This window comes from Brunnivagina elsteri CCALA 953 (assembly GCF_002289455.1).
Taxonomy (GTDB): domain Bacteria; phylum Cyanobacteriota; class Cyanobacteriia; order Cyanobacteriales; family Nostocaceae; genus Brunnivagina; species Brunnivagina elsteri.
Window position 1 is genome coordinate 1 of record NZ_NTFS01000046.1, and the last position, 24,575, is coordinate 24,575.

Genomic DNA, 24,575 nt, shown 5'->3' on the forward strand with positions numbered 1-24,575 from the left:
AAGGATGCAAGATCCCAAGATATTTACTCTTTTTTATAATCTTTTAATTACCTTTTATTAAACTAATTTTTAACTTAGAAGTTTTACTCTCAGAGTTGCTGAATATACTTTACTCTCCATCGTCGCTTTGGTAGCTTGGGCTTGATTTAATAATTTACTACCTGTCAGAAATATAAGAAATATAAAATATAAATTTTCCAACTATGCTGACAATTAGGAGTTTAGAAGCACGGTAAATTAAACGTTATTGGCAACTTTGGCATATCACAATTCACAGATAGTTAGTATTTCTCTAATTATCAAAGGTATCATGCTTTAGCAAATACATATCTAACCACAATCGCAGAAATAACACCTCAGTTGCACATAAATTAATAAATTATCGTTATTGCCAATGCCTAATTCCCATTTTCCCATTAACCAGGGACTTTCCTGTGGGAAGATGATGAATGGGTTACACCAAGTTGATAATAATTAATGCTGCGTTTGAGACATTCCATGTTGAATTTATTAAAAGCCAAACTCAAGAATAGTCTAACTTTACTACTGTCCCTAACTCTAATTTTAGGTATTGCCACTGCTAGCTTAACTCCTGCGAGTTATGCTGCACTACCTGCGGGAAATGCGATCACTGATGGTAAAGCACTTTTACGTTACGCACTTCCCATCGATAACAAACCCGTGCGTCAGCTACAAGCAAGTCTTGAGGATATTTCTAACCAACTGCGGGCAAATAAACGCTGGAGTGCAGTATCTAGCGATTTGAAAAAAGCATCTCGTTTACTTGATAAACCAGAAAAAATTCTCGCAAGCATTCCCGCAGAACGTCAATCACAAGCACAAACTCTCATTGAACAAATGAAAATTGGTGTGACTTCCCTTCAAGAACTTGCAGCAGTAAAAGATAAGGAAAAAGTCAAAGAGAAACGAATTGAAGTTCTGAATTTGGTTGGAGAATTAGAACAAGCGATGGTGACAGACTTTCCCTATGAAGTACCTAGTGAATATGGTAATTTAGCACAATTAAAGGGACGTGCAACTGTGACCATGAAAACCAGTAAAGGTGATTTAAAAATGGTTTTAGATGGCTATAGCGCACCTATAACTGCTGGTAATTTTGTTGATTTAGTCAAGCGCGGTTTTTATGATGGTTTAGAATTTACTCGTTCGGAAGAATCCTATGTTTTGCAAACAGGTAAACCAAAAGATGCCGATGGTTTTATCGATCCCAAAACAAAGAAATATCGAGCAGTTCCTTTTGAAGTATTAGTAGAAGGTGATAAAAAACCAACTTATGGTACTACATTAGAAGAAGCAGGACGTTATACAGACATGCCTGTGTTACCATTCTCTTCATTTGGAGCGCTAGCTTTAGCACGTCCAGAACGTGATGTGAATGGTGGTTCTTCGCAATTTTTCTTCTTCTTGTTTGAGCCGGAATTAACACCTGCTGGACGCAATTTATTAGATGGACGTTATGCTATTTTTGGTTATCTAACTGAAGGGCAAGAAGTCTTAGATGAACTTAAAGCTGGTGACAAAATAATTTCGGCAAAAGTTGTTGATGGTTTAGAGAATTTACAAGAACCAAGTGCATAAATTAGGTGGATAAATTAGATTCCTGGCTTATTTAAATAAGTCGGGAATATACTAGTCAAGGCAATGTCTACATCGTAAATTAGTGCCATTGCCATTCATTTTTCAATATCAGAATCTCTTTAAAAACAATATGGAAAAATTATCAGGTATATCAGAGACACTTTTAATCACGCTTTACTTTCGATATCTGGAGAGTAAACGAGCAGATGCAATTATTGACGATGCCAAGTCTCTTGAAATTATAGAACGTATAGATGCTGACTTATCTAAGTTTGGAAATGATAAAATTAGTCAGCTTTCGGTTGCAATAAGAAGTAAAGTGTTTGATGAGCAAACGCAGATTTTTTTAAATAAAAATCCTGATTCAATTGTAGTAAATCTTGCGGCTGGACTATGTACAAGATTCTTTCGGTTAAATCAAAATAATGTCAAATGGTATGATTTAGACCTTGAAGAAATAAAACCACTATGGATGCAGTTAATCGGTGAAACTGAACAACATAAATTTATTAATCATTCAGTTTTAGATACTTCTTGGACTGTTTTTTCCAAAAGGACAAAGACAAAAAAATACTGTTTATTTTAGAAGGTCTTTCAATGTATCTTGATGAGCAAAAAATGCATACTATTCTGATTACACTTAAAAATAATTTTCCTCATTCCGAGTTCATCTTCGATGCAATTAGTACATCAGCTTTAACAGTAGATTATTCGCAATCAGCAGTTTCAAAAACAAATGCAAAATTTACTTGGGGCATTGATTGTTTTAAAGAATTAGAAACATGGGATAGTAGTATTAAGTTGATTAATGAATGGCTTTATTTTGATATGTATATTGATCGATGGAAATCACTAAATTTAGATCAAGAAATACTGCGATTTAAAACAATGGGAAAAATAGGATACTTTCAGTTCTCATGAAAGTCAGTGATATTGGGGAACAAGGACTTTTAAAAATATTACAGCGCTTTTGCCCTTCAGAAATTATTGGGGATGATGGAGCTGTATTAAATGTCGATCGCGATCGCAATTTAGTCGTCACAACGGATGTATTAGTTGATAACATACATTTCAGTGAAATTACGACATCGCCAGAAGATGCAGGTTGGCGGGCTGTGGCGGCAAATCTATCAGATATAGCAGCAATGGGGGCTTCACCACTAGGAATTACAGTCGGCTTGGCTTTACCTATAGATACGCAAGTTGATTGGGTTGAGCGTTTATACCAAGGAATGTCCGAATGCTTGCAGAAGTATAATACACCAATTGTCGGCGGAGATTTAGTGCGATCGCACATCACAACCATCTCGATTACAGCTTTTGGACAAGTCTACCCAAATCGTTGTATTCGTCGTCATACAGCAAAAATTGGTGATGCGATCGTTGTTACAGGGATTCACGGAGCCTCCCGTGCGGGCTTAGAATTGCTCTTAAATCCAGAATTAGGGGAAACTATCAACGAAGCAGATAAACAAGCCTTAATCCTCGCTCATCAACGTCCTCAACCCCGTCTTGATGTATTACCAATACTCTGGGATGTTTCTCCAGACTCTGAATTTACCGTTTCTGGAATGGATAGCAGTGATGGTTTAGCTGATGCCGTTTTACAAATTTGCCGTGCTAGTAATGTTGGGGCAGTGTTAGAGCTACAAAAATTAGAATGGCAAAAAATCCTGGTTTCGGAAGCATTGAAAAACTGGCTGACTCCTACACAAATTTTAGAATATACCCTTTATGGTGGTGAAGATTTTGAATTAGTCCTATGCTTACCATCGGAATTAGCAGAAATATTTGTGAAAAAAATAGGTGATAATGCAGCAATTATCGGCAAGATTACATCCAACCCACAAGTAATATTGCGCGACCAAATAAACAAAAATCCCGACCAAGTTTTGACACTTAATCAGGGATTCCAACACTTTAATAATAGTTAGGAGTTAGGAACTGTAAGTTAGGAGTTGTAAATTGGGAATTAGACTCTAAAAATTATGAGTTAGAAACATGAAAATTATGATTTGTGATTCATTTTCCACTCTTCACTATAAAAGCTTTGCAAAATCCCAACTCCTAACTCCTAACTTAAAAATTTAAGCCCATTTCGCAGCAACTAATTCCGCTAAGTCAAGTACACGCTGGCTGTATCCCCACTCATTATCGTACCAAGCCATTACCTTCACCATGTCGCTACCCATAACTATTGTCAGGTTCGCGTCAATAATAGAAGATTCTTCAGCACCTTGGTAATCAGAAGATACTAAAGGTAAATCAGTATAAGCAAGAATTCCCTTCAATTCATTCTCAGAAGCGTATTTTAGTGCTTCGTTAACTTCTTCCGTGATTGTACGTTTTTCAACTTGAACAACAAAGTCCACCATCGAAACGTTAGGAGTAGGTACACGCAGTGCCACACCGTTTAATTTCCCCTTCAAATCGGGAATTACTAATGCTACTGCTTTCGCCGCACCAGTCGAAGTTGGTACGATATTTACTGCTGCTGCTCTAGCTCTTCTCAAATCGCGATGACTAGCATCAAGAATTCTTTGGTCACCAGTATAACTATGGGTAGTCGTCATAGTACCTTTAATGATGGTGAATTTCTCATGCAACACCTTCGCGATCGGAGCCAAGCAATTAGTAGTACAGCTGGCATTACTAATAATGTGATGGATGTTATGGTCATAATCGTGATGATTAACCCCCATTACAAACGTACCATCTTCGTTCTTGCCAGGAGCGGTAATCAGAACCTTCTTAGCACCCGCATTGACGTGTTTCATCGCGCCTTCTTTGGATGTAAATACGCCCGTTGCTTCGATGATTAAATCAATTCCCCATTCTTTCCAGGGCAAGTTTTCCGGGTTCCGGTCTGATACACACTTAACTGTTTTACCGTTCATGATAATCGAGTTATCATCGGCGATAATTTCAGCATTTTTGATTTTCCCAAGCATGGTGTCGTACTTGAGTAGGTGCGCGTTGGTTTTTGGATCGGATGTGTCGTTAATCGCGACAAGTTCAATATTGCTATTTTCTCTTCCTAGCCAGCAGCGCGCAAAGTTACGCCCAATGCGACCGAAACCGTTGATTGCAACTCTAATCACAGCGTCTTGCCCTCTGTATATATGCCTAATTAAATGCTATTTATGACCCCAATCATATCGCAAAGGGGAGAGTATTTATAACTATTAAGTGTTAGATTCACAAAAAAAACTGATATTTCGTCCCGATGGAAGATATAAAGATGAGGTAAAAGAGATAATCCCCCTTATCCCTCTTGTCCTTTTTCCCTTTCCTTGTTATATATCAAACTTGACTAACATCATCCTTAAGGTGTATGCAATAAGTACGGTTATATGATAAGCTCCGGCTTTTGAAGTTGTTGCTCTGTTTGCTTGCACATTAACTGAGTTTAAGTTATATTCTCACCACCTGGAAGTTTGGCAATATATGGGATACAGGCTAAAAGCATTTTTTGCGAGTACTGGAGAATATTATTTGACAAGAACCCTTCTAGAGCTTAAGGCAAGTTTTGGGAGTACAGTATTGTTCTTTGGTTATTTTCTCAGCACTCGTACAAAAATCTGTTGTACCTAAGTTTGACCTGAATTTAGAGTAAGCCACAAAATGAATGATCCTGTGTTGTCATGCTGTAGCAAGCTACAGAGTGACCGAAGAGCATTTCTTTCTGTGGATTTCTCTTACCGAAATATATGTGGGAATATATCGGGAATTATTCGCTCAAACCAATTTTAGGAGGACTACCCAGGGAAGTTTAAAACAAAAATGTAAAGTAATGCCTGATTTTGTTTCACATCGGCTACGATTAAATGTCCCTTATGAGTAAGAGCATATGTACTTATACAAAACATTGGTTTTGAGTATACATTCCTCTGTTTGTTTAGTTTTTCGATATCCGAATTACGAGCCAAACTAGAATTTTACCAGATTTGAGAATCTGATAATCATTAAAATTATGTATTTGTAACTACAGTCTTATGCGTCCCGATTGTAGAGAAAATATCAGAATAAACAAAATATTCATTTATCAAGAGAAAAAACACGAGTGCAGGTAAAATCATCTTCAATGAGTCTATTTGTCGAGAAGTAATATTTCACGCAGAAGATTCTTAAAGTGATGCAGCAACAGTATCTGTAATAATGAAATACCTGTTATGATACCCGTGTTATTCGCGATTCTGGTGTGGTGTGGTGTTAGAGGAGTAATTTTAAAATGATGAAAGTTGTAGATTTTAGCGGTAGACCTTTTCATTTTATTGGTGTTGGTGGCATCGGAATGTCTGCACTTGCTTACGTACTTGCGAAACGGCAACTACCAGTATCGGGTTCAGATTTACGCCCCAACCACATAACTCATAAGTTAGAAACTATTGGCGCTCATATTTTTAGTCAGCAAGAAGCAAGTAATCTCGAATTCTTTAAGCCAAAAAAATCGGAAAACGAAGTATTATCAAATACTCACTTTGAGTTGTCGGCAGATGATGTCGCACAATTGCCTCAAGTAATATGTTCAACTGCTATTAATACAAATAATTTGGAATATAAAGCGGCGCTAGAATTGGGCTGTCCAATTTTTCACCGTTCCGACTTGCTGGCAGCCTTAATCGCCGAATACTATAGCATTGCTGTGGCTGGAACCCACGGAAAGACAACCACAAGTAGCATGATTGGTTACATGTTGCTGGAAGCAGGTATTGACCCGACTATATTAGTTGGTGGAGAGGTTAAAGCCTGGGAAGGGAATGCTCGACTAGGGGAAAGTAAATATCTAGTTGCTGAGGCTGATGAGTCGGATGGTTCATTGGTAAAACATGCTCCTGAGATTGGTATTATTACTAATATCGAATTAGACCACCCCGACCACTACGAGACTTTAGAGCAGGTAGTAGAGACCTTCCAAACATTTGCTCAAAGTTGCAAAATTGTAGTTGGGAGTATTGATTGCGAAACAGTACGCGATCGCATCAAACCTACTATCTCCTACAGCTTATATCCTGATACTAACGCCGATTACCACGTCACCGACGTTGACTATCACGGTGAAGGTACTCGCGCATTAGTTTGGGAAAAAGGCAAAGCATTAGGTGTTCTCACAGTCAAACTTCTCAGCCGTCATAACCTCAGTAACGCTCTGGCAGCAGTTGCAGTTGGTCGCGTTTTAGGTTTAGAATTTGGCGAAATTGCCAAAGGACTAGCAACATTTGAAGGGGCACGTCGTCGATTCGAGTTCCGGGGTGAAGTTGATGGGATTACCTTCATTGATGACTACGCTCACCACCCTAGCGAAATTTGCGCCACATTGGCAGCAGCACGCCTACAAGCACGCCCTGGACAGCGAGTTGTTGCGATTTTTCAACCACATCGCTATAGCCGCACACTGACGTTTTTAGAAGAGTTTGCGGAAAGCTTCGCCCATGCAGATTTGGTTGTACTGACCGATATTTACAGCGCTGGCGAGCAAAATTTGGGGCTAATTAGCGGCGAAACATTAGCAGTAGAAGTTGCCAAACACCACGAAAAAGTCGATTATCAGCCAAATATGGACATAATGTGCGAGTATTTACTTGAAACTTTGCGTCCTGGTGATTTAGCCTTGTTCTTGGGTGCGGGAAATCTCAACCAAATTATTCCCGACGTGATTGCGGCAATGCGTCAACCAACACCAGTGACATCAGCCACATCATAAGTTGTAAGTATTTACTAGATGGGAAGCGATTTTTTAATCGTATCGCTTCCTCATATCTACATAGATTCTATTTAGTTAGGGTTTTAAAGCGTCTCGGATTTGCAACCGTAAAAATACGGTTTTTTACAAGTTAAAGATAGTCATTAAGGTACATATGAGCATTTCCCAGGCAACTGTGGATGTCTGCAATATTTCGGAAGTTAGTACAAACACAAGAAAAGCAGCTAAATCCAACTTAAATAAAAACGTGATTTACTTACCTGGTACGGATTGTGCGATTAAGTCGCAGGTTTCGCTTTCAGGACACACTTCATATCGAGTCGGTGGTCCAGCAGAATGGTATGTTGCACCTCGTAACATTGAGATGTTGCAAGCAAGTATTGAGTATGCTAAAGAACAACAACTACCAGTAACTATTTTAGGAGCAGGTTCTAACTTATTGGTGAGCGATCGCGGGCTTCCCGGTTTAGTTATCGGCACTCGCCATCTGCGTTACAGTTCTCTCGATCCAGACACTGGTTTAGTCACAGTCGCGGCTGGGGAATCAATTCCCAGTTTGGCTATGGAAGTCGCCGAAAATGGGCTAGAAGGACTTGAATGGTCGGTAGGTATTCCGGGGACTGTTGGTGGTGCTGTTGTGATGAATGCTGGGGCACAAAACGGCTGTATCGCAGATATATTAGTTAGTGCCCAAATTCTCTTGCCTGATGGGACTTTACGTACTTTCACGGTAGAAGAAATGGGCTATGCTTACCGTACTTCTAAACTACAAGGAAGTAAGCTGGTAGTTACCCAAGCAACTTTCCAACTTCAACCTGGTGCAGACCCTGCGATCGTAACTGCGACCACAAAACGTAACAAAGAATACCGATTAAATACGCAGCCGTACGATAAACCCAGTTGTGGTAGTGTTTTCCGTAACCCCAAGCCTTACTCAGCAGGTTGGTTAATTGAACAATCCGGTTTAAAAGGCTTCCAAATCGGAAAGGCTCAGGTTGCACCTCGCCACGCTAATTTTATCATTAACTGCGGTGGTGCAAGCGCGGGAGATATTTTTAGTCTCATTCACCACATTCAATCCCATGTACAAGAACATTGGTCAATTGCCTTAGAACCAGAAGTTAAGATGATTGGCGAATTTTTAGCAATATAGGGAATATAGTGCTTCTCAGTTGAGTTAAATACAACGTGAATTCGAGAAAACTGTAGGGGCAAACGGTTGTTTGCCCTTATTTGTATTTCATCCAAACGAAAAATGCTATGGAAGGAATAAGGAATAAAGACTAATCTAATTTAATTGCCTTTCCTAATCCACCAACCCATGCTTGATTGCAAACCGAACGAGTTGAGCGCGGTTACTTGTTTCGGTTTTCCTTAACAAACTGCTGACATATTTTTCGACAGTACGGGAACTAAGATGGAGTTTTTCCCCGATTTCGATGTTAGAAAGTCCTTCTGTCAAGAGCCGAAGTACTTCTTGTTCTCGAATGGTTAAAGATTCAAAAGCGAGTGAGATTGCTGAGGTAATAGGTTTGTGAGACTTTTCTGATTTAATATTATCTGCTTGTGAGAGACCACATTCGGATTGAATGATTTGCGATCGCTCCAACAAATTCCGAATTGCAGCAGCTAATTCTTCAAGTTCAAAAGGTTTGGGCAAATATAAATCGCATCCCGACTGATAACCCAAGATTCGTTCCTGAGTCTTGATTCTCGCTGTTAATAAAATTACGGGCAATAAGCGAAATATTTGTTGCTGACGTACCCGACGAACTAGCTCATAACCATTCATTTGTGGCATAACGATATCAGTAACTATCAAATCAGGATTGTGTTGCTCCACAATTGTCAAAGCCTGTTGACCGTTTTCAGCAGCAATTACTGAGTAGCCAGACAGTTCAAGATAGTCGCTAATAGATAAACGAGTACCTAAATCATCATCCACAACAAGGATTGTTAAGGGCATGAACAGTAAACCCCTTACATTTTTTTGTCTAAAAATTCTCTCCTATGGGCATTATCAGTAACTACAGCCATAACTAAGGAATGAACGAAGTTATTTTTCAAATCAAAGATATTAAGTCAAAAGACTTATAATCTCATCTAGATTCATGACAGCGTTTTTCAGCCTCAATTTTTACCCAATCAGAATATCAGATGGGCAAATATACCCGCATCACAAGAAATAGGTGATTTTAGATTATACATGTTACATATGTTTTAAGCTAATCAACTGTTTCTAAATTCTAGGATGGGAGTTAGTACCTAAGAATGGATTTTGTCACTACCAACTTGATTGAGCAACCCCTCACAAGCATCTACAAGCAGGTCGATGACGCTGTTAAACCCCTCATTACCACCATAGTAAGGGTCGGGTACTTCTTTGAGAGTGTGACGCGAACAAAAATCGCACATTAACCGTACCTTATCACCATATTCCCCCAATCGATCGAGGCTGAGAATATTGGCATAATTCTCTTTATCCATTGCCAAAATTAGATCGAAGTCTTGTAAGTCAGATTTGTCAAGCTGACGCGCTCTCCCTTTAAGCGTGATTCCCAGCTTTTGAGTGGCAGCAGCATTCATCCGACGATCGGGAAGACTACCAATATGGTAACTTGATGTACCTGCTGAGTCGGAAATAATACTCTCACTCAGTCCTTTTTCCTCAACAAGATGATTCATAATATTTTCTGCTGCGGGCGATCGACAAATATTCCCAAGGCAGACAAATAATAACTTGTATGGCATATGGTTTCGGGGATTAGGCAATGGGTATAGGCTATGTAGTAGACATCTTTGGAAAAGTAGAGACGTAGCATTGCTACGTCTCTACAAGGGTTTTGGATAACGCATGATTAATTCTTGGAGATGCCTAGTTATTGTCATTAGTCATTAGCCATTAGTCATTAGTCATTCGTTATTGATTAAAGATTAGATGGATTTTTAATTTTGGCATATGCCAGCACAATAACAATAACTTGTATTTTAGAACAAGTCGCTGATGACCAATGACTAGTCACTAATAGCGAATGACTAAATAATTAACGAAAACTGACTAAAATCCTGGCAATTCCAGCCCGCTAGTTAATTCTTCCATACGTTCGCGCATTGTGGCTGTGGACTTGTTGTAAGCATCTTTCATTGCAGCAGTTACCAAGTCAGAAAGTACTTCAGAACCTTCACCTAAGGCATCGGGAGAAATTTCTACTCGTTTTGGTTCTTGGTTGCCGCTAACAACAACTTTAACTAAACCACCACCAGCTTCCCCTTGAATTTCCATTACCTCCAATTCTTCTTGGAGTTTTTTAGCTCCTTCTTGAACTTGTTGGGCTTTTTTGAAGGCATCTGCCAGTTCCTTCATCTTACCCAAACCAAAGCCGAATCCCTGTCCTTTTCCTGTCATAATTACCAATCCACGTATGCTTGTAAAAACAAATCAAATTCAATTATAGATGCGACAGTTGACACTCTCCGCCCTATAAGTGCGGAGATTCTTGCTTCAAAGGGATTCCAATGAATTTACCCTCAGCAAGCATCTTGACCGTATGCCCTACGGCTGCAAGTCCGCGTATTGCGACTACTTGAGCGGCTGCTATATCTCTATCAGTCGTATAGCCGCAATTTGAACAATAGTGAGTACGCTCTGAAAGTTCTTTTTTACCTGTCTCAATCCCGCAGTTTGGGCAAATTTGACTTGTTTTTCTCCCATCTACTTTTTGAAAATAGACATCACGTTTAAAACAAGTCTGTTCGAGGATGTTGAAAAATTGACCGAATCCAGCATCTAGGCAATGCTTACCTAGCATTTCTCTAGATAAACCAACTAAGTTTAAATCCTCGACAAACACCATCCCTGCATGATTACAAATTTGATGAGACAGTTTTCGATGCCAATCTTTACGACAATTGGCGACGTACTCATGCAATGAAGCTACCTTATAAAGTGCTTTTTTCCTATTGTTCGAGCCGTGGGGTTTTCTGGAAACACGCTGTTGCAGCAATTTCAGCTTGCGTTCGGCATCTACAAAAAACCTCGGACGTTTGACTAAAAGACCATTTGAAGTAGCAACAAAACTTGTTAGACCAACATCAATTCCTACCGCTTCCCCGTGGGGTATGGGCTGGGGTGGGTTAACGTCCCATTGGACGGTTAGCATTACATACCATCCAGAAATACGTTTGACCACACGGGCTTGTTTGATAACTCCATCAACAGAGAGCGATCGCGATTGACGGAATTTAACCCAACCAATCACAGGCAAATTAACCCGTCCGGTTTCTAGTCTGTCTCCCTTCATTTGTGGAAAAACAAAACTACCCATCCTTCCGTGTTTCTTGAATCTTGGAAACCCATGATTTTGTTCCCACATACTAGTAAACGCATTTTCAAGTCGCTTTAAAGTTTGTTGCAAAACTTGGGACTGTACAGACTTTAAATCAGGATTTGTCTTTTTAGCTTCTGTTAGCGACTTGCACTGACTGGCGTAGGTTGGACGGGGAACATCAGCAGGAATGATGTACTCAGAATGGAGTGAGCAAGCGTTAACCTGACAACTGCGCGACTTATACCAGTCTTTGCGCTCTCGCAAAGCATAGTTGTAGACTCGACGATTAATCTCAAGCCACTGCTCAAAAGTATTTGATTGTTTTTGAGTTGGTTTGAGCTTAAATTCGTAGGTCAGATTAAACACCTTTATCACCTCCTAAATATAGTATACGCTACTTTTACTCATCGTTAGGACGAAAACTAACACGCGATTTCAAATAAAAAGCCGTCGTAGAAGGACGGGGCTTTAAACCCAATTTTTCGGTAAAATGACTATTTTTTGCCGGAAAGATCGGATTGGGTATTGGACATTAAATAGGGCTTGAGTGTGACACATTAAATTAAGTCGATGTCTATTATGATACGTAGAGACTTTGGCTCTCTCTTCCTGTTTCCTCGCGATCGCTCTCTAACCTCTGTCGTGATTTTCCTCAGAATCTGACAGGGTTTTGATTTGATTATCTAGGTTAGTTAACAGTTTATTTAAAACTGATAATGTTTCTAGTCTTTCCGTGTTGACGTTACGATTTGAAAGCATTCTTTCTTGTAATTCGTGTAATTTATAACTTAGCTGCTGCGAAATTCCCAAGGCATCGCGGCTAATACGGGATAGCTGTTGTTGTTGGTAAAACTTAAGTGCGGCTCCCCGCAGTACTTGTAGTGTTGCTTCTTCTCCGTACATTCCCGGCATGACTCGCAAACGTAATAACAACCGTTGTTGTTTATATATGTATTCTTTCTCGATTTGCTTTGGTTCTGATAGCGTAGTTACACGCCAGTTAGCAAATTTTTTGAGTTCGTTGAGGGCACCTTGAAATACTGAAAGTGGTAATTTCTCTAATACTGATTGCAAAACACCGTTTTCGCTCCAGAGAATTTTTCCTTCGTAGGGTAGACGTTCAAAGTAGAGTCTACCAATTCCACCAACAATTACCCTTCCCAATAATTCTTCTAAAAATCTTTTGGGTGGTAATGTTGGTAGCAGTTCAACTGGTGTTAATTCATCAGCTTCAGTTACTCTTAGGCTTGGTATTTGAGTAGAAGCTGTAATGTCAGTATCTTGTTCTTGACCAGTTTTATGCAGATGAGCTTCAAAGACAGATGCTGATGTGCTATTTTGGCGAGGGTTTGGCGATGTATCAATATATTGACGATATTGATGTGTTGTTTCGACTGGTTTTTGTTCTATTTTTTGTTCTATTGCGACTGCTTCCAATATCGGCACTGAAGATACTTGCGAACCATCTATTTGCGATACTTGGTAGGAGTCGCTTTGTGTAACTTGCGAACCCGAAGGTATAAGTAATTCTTCTGCATATGCTTTGGGTGATGGTAGTTGCCCAGGAGCCGATTGAGATGTATTTTTATAATTCAAATAAGCTGAAAGTATTGAGCGATGATTATCAGCAGACATTTGCTGGATAACCATCGTGCAATTTACGTATGACAAAATACGGCTGACATAATCTAGTGCGGTTTCATCGTCTGGATTCACCATGCCAAGTATCAGGCTTTTGTCTTCAAATCTTAAAGGCAAAATTTGATGGTAAAGACAGGCTTCAAAGGACAAAAAAGTTTCGATAAGGTGAATTACCTGCTCTCGTTCTGATTTTTTATCCCATTGAAACTCCGTGTCAGGTGACACTTTTTCCCCTAGTGCTTCGGTGTCAGTTTGTTTACCTTCTGAAGACAACATAGTCCGATCGCTCGATGTATCCTACTTTACTATATTGCCCAGAAGTTGAGGGAGAGTTAACAAGTTTGGATATTTTCTTAAATTTTCTCTTAGATTTTTTCTTAGATTTTCTTTTTGTTGAAGATTGGGGAGTAGGGAACTTGATGTTCCCTCTGGGGTTAGAAGCGGATCAGCTACTTTATTCTTCGGTTCGCAATGATTGGGCTGTGAGATAGACTTTTGTCCATTCTCCCATTGCTTGATGTGCTTTGATTTTTAACTTTTGGGCAATTATTTCAATACTTTCTCCGGCTTTTCGCAATTCTAAGATTTGCTTTTGGGTTGGAGATATTTTTTCTAATAACTGCTGCCACTGCTGCTGTGTCAAGCCAAAGTTATGCTCGTTAAGTGATGTACCTAACCAATTATCGACAAGTTCGGGTTTTCCTTTGAGGGCAAACACGCGTACAGCATGGTAGCTGATTTTTTCGCGTAACCGATAAATTTCTCTAATTGGCTTTTCTAATTTTTTTGCGATCGCGTCTTGAGTTTTCCCTTGTAGGTACATTCGCAACCACAATACTGCATCTTCCCCAAGATTTTCCCTTAAGTAGTCCTCAAATTCTTCTTTGACTTCGTTTCGCAGGGTTTGCTGTTGTTCTAATTCCTGCTCTTCTTGGTAATCGGCTACTGCTTGATTGTCTGCCAAGTTGATGCGATTATCACTATCGTCGGTTAAAACTTCTTCCGATACCAATTTTACTAAGTCGCTGGTGGGAACTTGAGTCAATCCACCTCGCTGTGTGCGTCGTAAGTAGTTGACAAATCTATATACAAGTAATGGCTGGTTTCTAATCGGACGTAGGCAATATTCCTCGACGCTGGCAAATAGGAGCGAATTTTTTAACCTGGGTTCGCTTGTGCATTCAGAAATACAAGCCATCTGTGACAGCATGTAATTGTCGCTTTGTAGTAGTTCTTGGATAACTTCTTGCAATACATCCATTACCGAACGCTGTCTGTCTCGACTCAATGCGATCCAAGTCTGAATTTTATTTCGCAGTGTCACTAAACTACCCAAGCGAGTAATTAAGTTGCGATAAGCTGTATCACGCCCTTTTCCTAAGTAACGCTGTTGTAAAATTCGATAACGATACTCCATCGCTTGCTTGGCAATTTCTAAATCTTTACGATCTAGTTCGTCAAACCGATTGCGATCGCTTCCTAATAACCAATTAACTATACTTTCTCGATTCGTTGCATTCTGTTCTGAACACTCAACTTCCAAGCGCGAAAGCCAATCAATCGCTAGTTTTTCCCAAACTGTCGCCATCGTGAGATTGCGCTCCTCAAAACCCTGCTTTAAAGTTTGCATCACAACCCCCTGTTATCCCGCTTATACACCTTTTTAACTGGTAGTTGCACCCTAAGTTCGGTGATGTTATTATCACCTTCTTGTTAGCACACTTTTTATTACGTTTTAAATCATCCAATTTATGCAGTCTTTTCTAAATTCTTCTGTTTTTTCTCATTTGTCAGACGTGAACTTTAAGAGTTCCAATCTCTTTCCTGAATTTTTCATAATGTAAATTTTTGTAAATTATATAAGTTTTATTGACGTTATTGAGTTTCGCCACACCCTATCTAGAGATAGTGCTAAAACATTTCGACTTCTGTGGAGTGATGAAACCATGACATTATGCAGGTGATGATGCACAACTAATAGCTAAACCCCTCGACATACAGACGCGACTTTACTGATTTAGGTTTCATACCAAATTCAGGTCTAGATTCTCATTAAAATACCAGATGTTTTTTATACTAGTATATAGCTGTTACGTCTATCGTAATTAATTTATTTATAAAGAGTTAGGCAAATAAATAAGTATTTCAAAGATATTTCCAAAATATTTCAAAAATATTCCAAATTCTTACTATTTATCTCACCCTCAAGTTTTTCAGCTAAACAAATTTCGGTAATTTTTACAGGTGTTCAAAGTGCATCACCATAGTAAACATTCTGAGAAAAATACAAAATATTTAAAAGTACCCTTGTGGGTACTCTTCAAGCAGCAACTAACATCACATTAGGTCTAATTCTGTAGAACTAATTATGTGAGGTGTTTCCAAGTGTTTTCAACAGAGCGCTATTGAATTGAATTGAATTGAATTTTAACTCGTGACTAGTTCTCTTCAGTGTTAAGCGATACGCCCTTGGGGTTAAACTTCGCTTATCGCAAAGGTTCAACTTCTGCGTACTATTGGGTTTTCTACAGACTGCCGATACTGATCTACTTGGTCAGTATAAGAGATTGGTAGAACAGCCTCGACGTTTTCATGTGGACGTGGAATAATCACCCAGGATTCCAAAACACCACCATGACAGCTTTCAGCAGCTTCAACACCAGCAGCCATCGCGGCTTTGACTTCTGAGACATCCCCACGAATATTGACTGTGAAACGAGCGCTGCCTACCCGGATGTAGCCAACGAGGGTGACTCGTCCAGCTTTGACCATTGCATCTGCTGCTGCGAGTACAGCAGGAAATCCTTTTGTTTCCAGCGCTCCGACTGCCTGTAGCGACATTAGCTATCTCCTATATCAATTAACGTATGTGGCATTAGAAACTAATTGTACGAATGTTCCTACATCTTTTGGAAGATATTTTTAAAATAATGGGGATTGGGGATTGGGGATTGGAATTTATATATTCCTGACTCCTAACTCAAAATTCCTAATTCCTAACTCAAAACTCCTAAGAGAACTCCACAGAAAGAAATGCTCTTCGGTCATTCTGTAGCTTGCTACAGCATGACAACACAGGATCATTCATTTTGTGGCTTACTCTAACTCCTAATTCCTAACTCCTAATTCCTAACTCAAAACTCCCAATTCCTATTTAAAATATTCGGAATGGTTCTGATTTTGTGGTGAAATGAATTGGTAAAACGGCTTCGACATTTTCTGGTGGATTGGGGACTATATAATGGGTTATGACTTGACCACCAAAGGTTGCTTCACCTGCGGCAATTCCCGATTCCATCGCACGTTTAACTTCTGCGACGTGTCCACGTACTGCGACTATTAAGCGTCCGCTTTCTGCGATATCGTAATAGACGATCGCAACTTCGGCAGCTTTTACCATCGCATCTGCCGCAGCGAGTACAGCAGGAAAACCCAAAGTTTCAATTACTCCAACCGCTTGGGGCATAATTTTTCTCTTTAATAGCCTTCTTAAGAGGGTGAACTTAATTTTACAGTGAAAAGGGGACAAAAGGATTCAGTATATTAATTTGGAGACAGGGAATTGTAATAGCCTAATTGGAATGATTTTACGGTAAAATCATTTTTATGTTTCCAAGTTTTTTACCTACCACATTCGAGCAACTTACCGAAGCGGCTTCGATTGCGATCGCACAAAAAATCAATCTGGCGGAAATTTCTACTCCGCTTGTGAATCAAACCATTAATACAGCCTATGTCCATCAAGCTCAGGAAGGGCAAGGAAATGGTAGTACTCCATTTTTATTAATTCACGGTTTTGACAGTTCTTTATTAGAATTTCGCCGTCTTTTTCCACTTCTTGCCGCAGAAAATGAAGTTTGGGCTGTTGATATATTAGGTTTTGGTTTTACCGATCGGATTGCGGATGTTCAATATAGTCCAAATGCGATCAAAACCCATCTTTATTACTTCTGGAAAACTCTGATTAATAAACCAGTGATTTTAGTTGGTGCTTCGATGGGTGGTGCGGCAGCTATAGATTTCACTCTCACCTATCCGCAAGCTGTGGAAAAACTGGTATTAATTGATAGTGCTGGTTTAGTAGGTAGTTCTCCATTAGTGAAATTCATGTTTTCACCTTTGGATACTTGGCTGACAAATTTTTTAAGAAGTCCGAAAGTACGTCAAAATATTTCTCGCGCTGCTTATAAAAATAAGGAATTAGCTTCCATTGATGCTCAACTTTGTGCGGCTTTGCATTTAGATTTACCTAACTGGAATACTGCTTTAATTACTTTCACAAAAAGTGGTGGGTATAGTGCTTTTAGATTTAAAGAATTAATGAAAATTCAACAAAAAACATTAATTTTATGGGGTGATTCTGATAAAATTCTGGGAACAAAAGATGCCCCAAGATTTAAAAGAGCGATTCCCAATAGTAAATTAATTTGGATTGAAGATTCTGGACATGTACCGCATTTAGAACAACCGCAAATGATAGCAAAGCATTTATTAGAATTCGCGAGATAAAATATACATCTATATTTATCTGCGTACCCTGCGGTAAGCCGCATTAGACGAGCGTACATCGGAGAGGTTGCCGTAGGCTAGCGAGACTTCTCGCAGAGTAGCGTCTAAATTTGCGTCTATCTGCGGTTGTTATCTCTTCAACTTACTTTAAAAAAGATGGCTCTTCCGTAGGTGTTATGCTGAACTTTAAACGAAAATTCAAAGTTTTCCTTTAATAGCAAGGCTTTTGGACAGTTTTAGTCTTGATTTGATTCCAAAGGCTCAAAATCTAAGACTAAAAGCTATCTTTCATGCCCAGCAAGGAATTTGAGCTATTTCATAAGCGTTTTTAGCATAACAAGTAATGAAGAACCAAAAAGATGAGAATCTCAAACTAATCAATGGAAATAGGGAAAACCCAATCTTGATAATTGCGATCGCGGTTTTCTGTAATTGCTGTAAACTTTTCTCTCAATTTTTCAGTTATTGGTCTATTTTCTGGTAAAGAGAAATTTTCTATTCGCGTCACAGGTAAAACTTTGGCAGCAGTTCCACACAAAAATACTTCATCGGCAATAAACAATTCTGACTTATCAATTGGTCTTTCGACAACTTTAACACCCAAATCACCAGCAATTCTCATCACGCTATCACGGGTAATTCCTTCTAAAATATCTTGTTCAAATCCAGGTGTAAATATTTGTCCGTTTCTAACAATAAAAATATTCATTCCCGAAGCTTCGCTAACTTTACCTTGGGAATTCATCAAAATTGCTTCGTCAAACCCAGATTCGATCGCTTCGGTTTTTGCTAGGGAAGAAGTGATGTAAGCAGCGCTGATTTTACCCCGTAATGGGAAGCTGACATCATTTTGACGATACCAGGAACTAATTCGACAAGTGACACCTTCAGGTGAAGAATATTCACCTAATTCTAAGCCATAAACGAAGAAATCCTTTTGAATATTATGCAATCTTGGTGCAATTCCTAAATCTGAAGTATAGACGAAAGGACGAATATAAAATGATACTGAAGGACGATTTTTTTTAACGAAATCAATAATGGTTGATTGGATTTTTTCGGCTGAAATATCGTAATGAAGAAATTTGGCACTAGTACTTAGTCTTTGGCAGTGACGATCTAATCTAAATAATAATATTTGATTGGAATTTTCCGGGTTGGGAATACCTCGTAATCCTCCTAACGCACCAGTTCCATAGTGTAGAGCATGGGTTGCAATCGAAATTTTCGCTTCGGCAAAGGGTACAAATTTATCTTCAAAGAAAGCGAATGGTAAGAAATTGTACATGGGAAATGCTATAAACCTATTATTCTAGTAATTGTGTTAACACTGTACTTCAAAAACTATAAATAAGCGTTCAAACATCGAACGCTTTTCCATTAATACAGCGTTAGCTTTACTTTTAGTTTTGCAATCAAACTAATTTTTAGTCAAGTAACCACATTGGAGATGAATCTTCTTTCTCTTCTTGGGTTTCTCTCAAACGCGATGGTTCAATTGGTCGTCTATCGATTGCATGATGGGACTTTTTGTAGTTATTTACAACAATTGGTTTATAGGTTTCTTTGGGTATTATCTGATTTGCTTGTTTAACCAATACAAGTTGTTTTTGTTCTTCTTCAAATTGTATTTTCTCTTGTTCCGACTGAATTTTTTCTTGCTTCAAAATGCTAATTTCAGCATTGAGTTGTGAGTTCGCATCGGCAAGATGTATTGCAGCTTTTTTTGCTTCTTGAAGCTCTTTAGCTAAACCATTCGATTTGAATTGTTGTTCAGACAAAGTAGATTTTAGTGTATCAATTTCTTCAAGTAAATTTATTTCGTTTTGACGAGTTTTTCCTAGTGATTCATTTAATTGTTTAATTGTTGCTTCTAAATCTAATTTAGTTGGATGATTTAGCTTCGAGTTATTTTTCCCTTCATTCTTTTCTATATCTTCGATAATTTCAGTACTTTCCGCTTCTGTTGTTGCTTTGATATCTTGAATATCTTGTTCTTCTTCGGAAGCTACAACTGCTGTGGCAGTAACATCAATTACTGAATTTTGAGCAGATGTAGGGACTTTTTGAACTTCGTTTTGTATTAATTCAGTTATTCGTCTCTTAACCATTATTTTCTCCAGTCTCGCTGTATTTCTTCGGCAACGCGACGGTAGTCTGATTCTGCCTCGCGTCCATTTTTACCACGCCATTGCGTAATTGCCACACCATCAAGCACTGCTCTTTCATGAGCTTTATAAAGACGAATGAAAGCATTACAGGCAGGAATTCCTAGCTCCATCAGAGCATTCTGAGCTTCCAGTGCTTCTCCTAAACTCCGCGTATCAACTTTTGTCAGCAAAACTCGATGGGGAGTTCCCAGAGGAGCGACTGCCGATTTGACTGTATCAACAAGCACTGCTAAATCCATCGGTGCTGGAGGTGTGGGTAAAACTAAATAATCAGCAATTCCCACGACTGCCGCTAAAGCTTCGGAGTGTAGCGCTGGAGGCGTATCGACTATAACTAAATCGTAACCTGTTATGGAGCGCAAATGACTTAAAAGTTGAGGATTTGTATCTTGAGATAGGTCAAAACCCATTCCATTCTGGCTACGCTCAATCCACCAGCTTGCAGAACCTTGAATATCGGCATCAACAAGAAGCACTTTTTGCTGTTCAGCGAAAGTTGCTGCCAGATTAACTGCGGTGGTTGTTTTACCAACTCCACCTTTACCATTAACAACTGCAATAATTTTTGGCACTGTTTAGATAGCGATGCTGAGATTATTTAGCTGAGATTATCTAAATATACCGCGAAAGGGGGACAGGGTAGGCTGTTGACTTTGATAAAATTTTCGTGTTTTTGGTTCATCCTATTTTATGCGATACCGTTCGCGGAGCGTACCCCTTAGGCTTAGGGCAAGGTCGCTCATAGCATCGCAAAATGAGGGCAAACAGCCGTTTGCCCCTACTGATATTATCTTTTACACCACAGATTTTGTATGAACTTCTAACCTCTAAAAGCCACAAAGTCAACAGCCTAGGGACAGGGATGAAAGTGGTGACTGTTAAAAATAAACTGACACCATACATGTATCAAAAATTTAATATGTCTAAAACTTGGTTAGCTTTAGTAATCGGGAATTCGCGATCGCACTGGGGATTATTTACAGATAAAACCCTAATTTATACTTGGGATAGTTCTCATGTATCTGTGGATGTGGTGCAAGATGTAGCGAAGACTGGGGAAATACAAAAGCTATTTTCTGGATTTAATTTTTCCCATCTTCTGGTGGATTTTCCGAGAATTGCGATCGCATCTGTAGTTCCTAAACAAACGGAAATCTGGCAAATTTACAATAATGTAAAAATAATTACTTTAGATGATGTGCCGTTAAAAGCGATGTATCCAACTTTGGGCATTGACAGAGCTATCGCTATATATGGTGCTGGCAATAATTTAGGGTTTCCAATTCTCGTGATTGATGCGGGAACTGCACTGACTTTTACTAGTGCTAATAATAACCAAGAATTAACTGGAGGGGCAATTCTACCAGGATTAGGCTTGCAATTAGCGACATTGAGAAACAAAACTGGACAGTTACCTGATGTGGAATTACCAAAAAAATTACCACCACGCTTTGCCATGAATACAGATGAAGCGATGCAAAGCGGGGTAATTTATACGTTAATTGCGGGGATTAAAGATTTTGTTGAGAATTGGTGGTGTGATTTTCCTGACGGTAAAGTGATGATGACAGGGGGAGATAGTGAGACGATTCATGGTTATTTGCGATCGCATTATCCCAATATTTGCGATCCAATAACAGTTGAACGTAATTTAATCTTTTGGGGAATGAGAGAGTTATGGGAAAAAGGGAAGGGAAAAAGGTCAGAGAAAAGGGCAAGATACAAAAACAAATAAGTTAGCTCCCCACTCATCACTCACCAATAACAACCCAACTTTCTTGATTATTTTTACTTTTGATAAAATCGCGAATTTCCTCAGATACTACCCCACTACAATTTTGTGGTAAATCATTTTCACCATGTGCGATCGCTTTCAAATTTGCCCCTGGTATTAACTGTGCATAAACTTGACTCGATTGTAATGATTCTTGGCTGTCTTTCCCACCTTGTAAAATTAAAACTGGAGCCTGGATAAAATGGAGTCGTGTCTCTAAATATTCGGCGTGAATTTCCGGATTTTGACGTTGAAATAGCAACTCACAAGCAGTTGGATATTCCTCTATTTTCCGACGCAATTTCCACTCTTCATCCACCTTAATTTCCCAACCAAATAACTTTGCAAGTGGACGTAACAACCGCAACAAAGTAAACATAAATTCCGAACGTTTTAGTAGATTTTGCATCTGCTTCAAATGCTTCTCACTTACCTCAGTTCCCACACCTTCCGGAGCCAGCAATACTAATCCCCTAACATTCTCCGGATACTTGAGAGCATAACTCGCAGCTACCCATCCTCCTAATGAATGTCCTACCAAATAGACATTCTCTAATTTCAATGCTTGTAAAAATTCAGCTAAACATTCTACTTGTAAATCAATCGAGTAGTGAATATCAGGAATATCAGATTCTCCAAAGCCTAGCAAATCTGGTGTAAAGCAATGAAACTCGCGGGAAAACGATTCCATTAGCCGAACCCATTGACTACCTTCGTTCCAACTACCATGCAGGAAAATAACAGGAATTCCCTCACCAACCTCACGCCAGAATAACAGCCCTTGAGAGAGTTTAATCCGGGAGTTACGAAATAAAGTCTCCATTTTAATTTAGTAATTAGTGGTTAATAGTTAGTCGTTAGTCTCTAATAGTTAATCGTTGATGACTAGGAATATGGATTAAAAATCTAGTTCCTTCCCCTCAAGGAACACCAAGAAATAAATTTTCCTTGCATTGTAGGGGCAAACGGTTGTTTGCCCTTATTTATATTCAAACGGTTGTTTGCCCTTATTTATATTGCATCCAAGCGAAAAATACTATGTGTAGTTGGGAGATTTTATTTTCTGGAAGTCCTTTAACAAGGGTAGAGTTAGGGTGGGGTTCTTATATTTGGGAGTAATTCGAGTAAGAGTAAGCCACAAAATGAATGTTCCTGTGTTGTCATGCTGAGGAACGTTCGCGCTTCGCGTTCCTCAGAATGACCGAAGAGCATTTCTTTCTGTGGAGTTCTCTAATTAATGATTAGTACTGATAAATAAAAAATTATTTGGTATCTAATAACTAATCACTACAAATTAACACTTAACCATCTCATAATTAACTACTAACAACAGAAAAGCAATAATTATGACAGTGTTGTCAAGCCTTTTAAGTAATCTTGCAACTGCCGTGCATGGTCATGAGACATAGGTTCGCTTGGTAGGGAGTCAGGGGAAAAAGCCTGAATCTCTATAACTTCTTGCGTGTCTTGCACCTCCATATTTCCCTGGACATCGGCTTCCACGACAACACAAATTGAATGAATTCTGGGGTCACGGTCTGGTGCAGAATATACACCAACCAAGCGGCGAATTTGTACCAAATCCAACCCAGTTTCTTCCTTCAATTCACGTTCGATTGTGCTGGGTATATCTTCTCCCCAATCTACCATCCCTCCAGGCAAACCCCAAAGACCATTGTCACGTCGTCGGATTAGGACAATTCGACCATCTGGTAAAATCGGAATAATGCTTGTACCGGGAATGGGATGACGAAATATTACACCGAGTACAGCTTGTCCAAAACGCCATAGACTACGTATGGACTGGATTCCTACAACAAACAAAGCAAAAATATTCAATCTTCAAAGTTCGCTTATTTTACTTAGTACTATTTACCACTCGCATTTACTTAAATCAAGCTGATGTTAAGTTAGACGTTATACGATTATGCTTGTGGTTTCGGGCTTTATTCTAACGACTAGCGCAGAACAAATCAATATTACCATCTACTGAAAAACTAAGTTAAGACAAGTGCTTATCAATACGACAGATTTTCCTCGAAAGTAGTTGAACTCAATTTATTTTAAATTGTAAATAAAATAACATTGTTTAAGTAGAAGGTTTTGTGGGAAACACGTCTATAACGATTTATATTTTGTTCAAACAAATAATATTATATACAGCAAATCACTCAAGTATTCAATAGGGAGAATAGCAATCAAGACTAATAATATTTGCAATTAAATTATATATGAGTAAAAAATAATGTATGAACTTGATAAATCCCGATAAAAGATAATTTAGATAATATTTACTATCGCGAAAAATAAAAAGATTTTACATAGGTATTTTATATAGATATTTGACATGAAAAACTGCCACAAAAATAGATAAATTTATATCTATAGGCATTGATATAATCAGAGTAATTCATATACCTCAGGCGAAAGTTGTAACCGTTGACATATTTAAAGCAAATAAGGTAAGCTAGATTGCTATTTAAAGTATAATGAAAGCTAAACTAGGTTTAAACTATATCAATTGTATTCAGTAGCAAAAGCTAATGTTGCGTAATTGATACCTAGAAGCTGTTTTTTTGTTGTTTATTCATGAGGTGAGTATGGCAAAGCGCCGTAACCCGAAAAAAGAAAAGGCGCTACGGAACCAGGCTTATGCCCGGAAGTTTCGTAAACGGACTACTACAGGAAGAATGAATCGAAGATTCCAACAACGACCGCCCAAGAGTGAAGAAGAAGAAGGAGCAGCAGCAGATATGGGTGCTGCTGATTCATAACTTTAATCAGTATTTAACTCTGAAGCTATTTAATTGCTGTTGTATTTTTGTATAAATTTGGGCGTACATTTTCTT

23 protein-coding genes are annotated in these 24,575 nt (G+C 38.8%); 9 read left to right on the forward strand and 14 right to left on the reverse strand.

Annotated elements, in window-relative coordinates; translation table 11 throughout:
- The first annotated feature begins 498 nt into the window (after positions 1-498).
- The 4 genes from CK510_RS06380 (at position 499) to thiL (ending at position 3,533) form a co-directional block, all read left to right on the forward strand.
- A complete protein-coding gene (locus CK510_RS06380; protein WP_095720901.1) occupies positions 499-1,599 on the forward strand; it encodes a peptidylprolyl isomerase in 1,101 nt (366 codons plus the stop codon).
- 130 nt (positions 1,600-1,729) lie between these two features.
- Positions 1,730-2,185, forward strand: a complete 456-nt coding sequence (locus tag CK510_RS06385) for a class I SAM-dependent methyltransferase (protein ID WP_095720902.1) — start codon at positions 1,730-1,732, stop codon at positions 2,183-2,185.
- 11 nt (positions 2,186-2,196) lie between these two features.
- Complete coding sequence (locus tag CK510_RS06390; protein WP_095720903.1) at positions 2,197-2,520, forward strand: hypothetical protein; 324 nt, start codon at positions 2,197-2,199, stop codon at positions 2,518-2,520.
- Positions 2,517-3,533, forward strand: a complete 1,017-nt coding sequence (thiL, locus tag CK510_RS06395; protein ID WP_095720904.1) for a thiamine-phosphate kinase — start codon at positions 2,517-2,519, stop codon at positions 3,531-3,533. The genes CK510_RS06390 and thiL overlap by 4 nt, the downstream gene beginning before the upstream one ends.
- 153 nt (positions 3,534-3,686) lie before the next feature.
- Here the strand turns inward: thiL and CK510_RS06400 are convergent, their stop codons facing one another.
- Positions 3,687-4,700: a type I glyceraldehyde-3-phosphate dehydrogenase gene (locus CK510_RS06400; protein WP_095720905.1), complete on the reverse strand. Its 1,014-nt coding sequence runs from the start codon at positions 4,698-4,700 to the stop codon at positions 3,687-3,689.
- Positions 4,701-5,830: 1,130 nt separating this feature from the next.
- Here CK510_RS06400 and murC point away from each other — a divergent pair.
- Both murC and murB read left to right on the forward strand, forming a co-directional pair.
- On the forward strand, positions 5,831-7,303 hold the full coding sequence (gene murC, locus CK510_RS06405; protein WP_095720906.1) for a UDP-N-acetylmuramate--L-alanine ligase: 1,473 nt from the start codon (positions 5,831-5,833) through the stop codon (positions 7,301-7,303).
- Positions 7,304-7,457: 154 nt separating this feature from the next.
- Complete coding sequence (gene murB, locus CK510_RS06410; RefSeq protein WP_095720907.1) at positions 7,458-8,456, forward strand: UDP-N-acetylmuramate dehydrogenase; 999 nt, start codon at positions 7,458-7,460, stop codon at positions 8,454-8,456.
- Between the two features lie 153 nt (positions 8,457-8,609).
- On the opposite strand, the gene CK510_RS06415 is transcribed toward murB, so the two are convergent.
- The 8 genes from CK510_RS06415 to CK510_RS06450 all read right to left on the reverse strand — a co-directional run bounded on the left by CK510_RS06415 (position 8,610) and on the right by CK510_RS06450 (position 16,738).
- Positions 8,610-9,269 (reverse strand): response regulator transcription factor, encoded by a 660-nt coding sequence (locus CK510_RS06415; RefSeq protein WP_095720908.1) that lies wholly within the window; start codon positions 9,267-9,269, stop codon positions 8,610-8,612.
- Positions 9,270-9,568: 299 nt separating this feature from the next.
- Complete coding sequence (locus tag CK510_RS06420) at positions 9,569-10,054, reverse strand: low molecular weight protein-tyrosine-phosphatase (RefSeq protein ID WP_095720909.1); 486 nt, start codon at positions 10,052-10,054, stop codon at positions 9,569-9,571.
- Between the two features lie 307 nt (positions 10,055-10,361).
- A complete protein-coding gene (locus CK510_RS06425; RefSeq protein WP_095720910.1) occupies positions 10,362-10,709 on the reverse strand; it encodes a YbaB/EbfC family nucleoid-associated protein in 348 nt (115 codons plus the stop codon).
- Between the two features lie 73 nt (positions 10,710-10,782).
- Positions 10,783-11,997 (reverse strand): RNA-guided endonuclease InsQ/TnpB family protein, encoded by a 1,215-nt coding sequence (locus CK510_RS06430; protein WP_095720911.1) that lies wholly within the window; start codon positions 11,995-11,997, stop codon positions 10,783-10,785.
- A gap of 264 nt (positions 11,998-12,261) precedes the next feature.
- A complete protein-coding gene (locus CK510_RS06435) occupies positions 12,262-13,548 on the reverse strand; it encodes a GspE/PulE/PilB domain-containing protein (RefSeq protein WP_095720912.1) in 1,287 nt (428 codons plus the stop codon).
- Between the two features lie 178 nt (positions 13,549-13,726).
- The gene (locus CK510_RS06440; RefSeq protein ID WP_095720913.1) at positions 13,727-14,902 is read right to left on the reverse strand and encodes a HetZ-related protein 2; all 1,176 of its coding nucleotides are present in this window, start codon (positions 14,900-14,902) and stop codon (positions 13,727-13,729) included.
- 869 nt (positions 14,903-15,771) lie between these two features.
- A complete protein-coding gene (locus CK510_RS06445) occupies positions 15,772-16,113 on the reverse strand; it encodes a carbon dioxide-concentrating mechanism protein CcmK (RefSeq protein WP_095720914.1) in 342 nt (113 codons plus the stop codon).
- Positions 16,114-16,426: 313 nt separating this feature from the next.
- Positions 16,427-16,738, reverse strand: coding sequence for a BMC domain-containing protein (locus CK510_RS06450; protein WP_095720915.1), 312 nt, complete (start codon positions 16,736-16,738; stop codon positions 16,427-16,429).
- A 140-nt stretch (positions 16,739-16,878) separates the two neighbouring features.
- On the opposite strand from CK510_RS06450, the gene CK510_RS06455 reads away from it, so the two are divergent.
- Positions 16,879-17,781, forward strand: a complete 903-nt coding sequence (locus tag CK510_RS06455) for an alpha/beta fold hydrolase (RefSeq protein ID WP_095720916.1) — start codon at positions 16,879-16,881, stop codon at positions 17,779-17,781.
- A gap of 373 nt (positions 17,782-18,154) precedes the next feature.
- On the opposite strand, the gene CK510_RS06460 is transcribed toward CK510_RS06455, so the two are convergent.
- The 3 genes from CK510_RS06460 to CK510_RS06470 all read right to left on the reverse strand — a co-directional run bounded on the left by CK510_RS06460 (position 18,155) and on the right by CK510_RS06470 (position 20,524).
- Positions 18,155-19,069 (reverse strand): branched-chain amino acid transaminase, encoded by a 915-nt coding sequence (locus CK510_RS06460; protein WP_095720917.1) that lies wholly within the window; start codon positions 19,067-19,069, stop codon positions 18,155-18,157.
- Between the two features lie 139 nt (positions 19,070-19,208).
- Positions 19,209-19,892 carry a hypothetical protein gene (locus CK510_RS06465; RefSeq protein WP_095720918.1) on the reverse strand — a complete coding sequence of 228 codons (684 nt, stop codon included), beginning with the start codon at positions 19,890-19,892 and terminating at the stop codon, positions 19,209-19,211.
- Complete coding sequence (locus CK510_RS06470) at positions 19,892-20,524, reverse strand: ParA family protein (protein WP_095720919.1); 633 nt, start codon at positions 20,522-20,524, stop codon at positions 19,892-19,894. The genes CK510_RS06465 and CK510_RS06470 overlap by 1 nt, the downstream gene beginning before the upstream one ends.
- A gap of 347 nt (positions 20,525-20,871) precedes the next feature.
- On the opposite strand from CK510_RS06470, the gene CK510_RS06475 reads away from it, so the two are divergent.
- Complete coding sequence (locus tag CK510_RS06475) at positions 20,872-21,687, forward strand: pantothenate kinase (protein WP_169927002.1); 816 nt, start codon at positions 20,872-20,874, stop codon at positions 21,685-21,687.
- 16 nt (positions 21,688-21,703) lie between these two features.
- Here the strand turns inward: CK510_RS06475 and CK510_RS06480 are convergent, their stop codons facing one another.
- Together CK510_RS06480 and CK510_RS06485 are read right to left on the reverse strand one after the other, a co-directional pair.
- A complete protein-coding gene (locus tag CK510_RS06480) occupies positions 21,704-22,549 on the reverse strand; it encodes an alpha/beta fold hydrolase (protein ID WP_095720921.1) in 846 nt (281 codons plus the stop codon).
- A gap of 521 nt (positions 22,550-23,070) precedes the next feature.
- A complete protein-coding gene (locus CK510_RS06485; protein WP_095720922.1) occupies positions 23,071-23,565 on the reverse strand; it encodes an NUDIX hydrolase in 495 nt (164 codons plus the stop codon).
- A gap of 761 nt (positions 23,566-24,326) precedes the next feature.
- Here CK510_RS06485 and CK510_RS32310 point away from each other — a divergent pair.
- Positions 24,327-24,500, forward strand: a complete 174-nt coding sequence (locus CK510_RS32310; RefSeq protein ID WP_169927003.1) for an Asl3888 family RNA-binding protein — start codon at positions 24,327-24,329, stop codon at positions 24,498-24,500.
- Positions 24,501-24,575 lie beyond the last annotated feature (75 nt).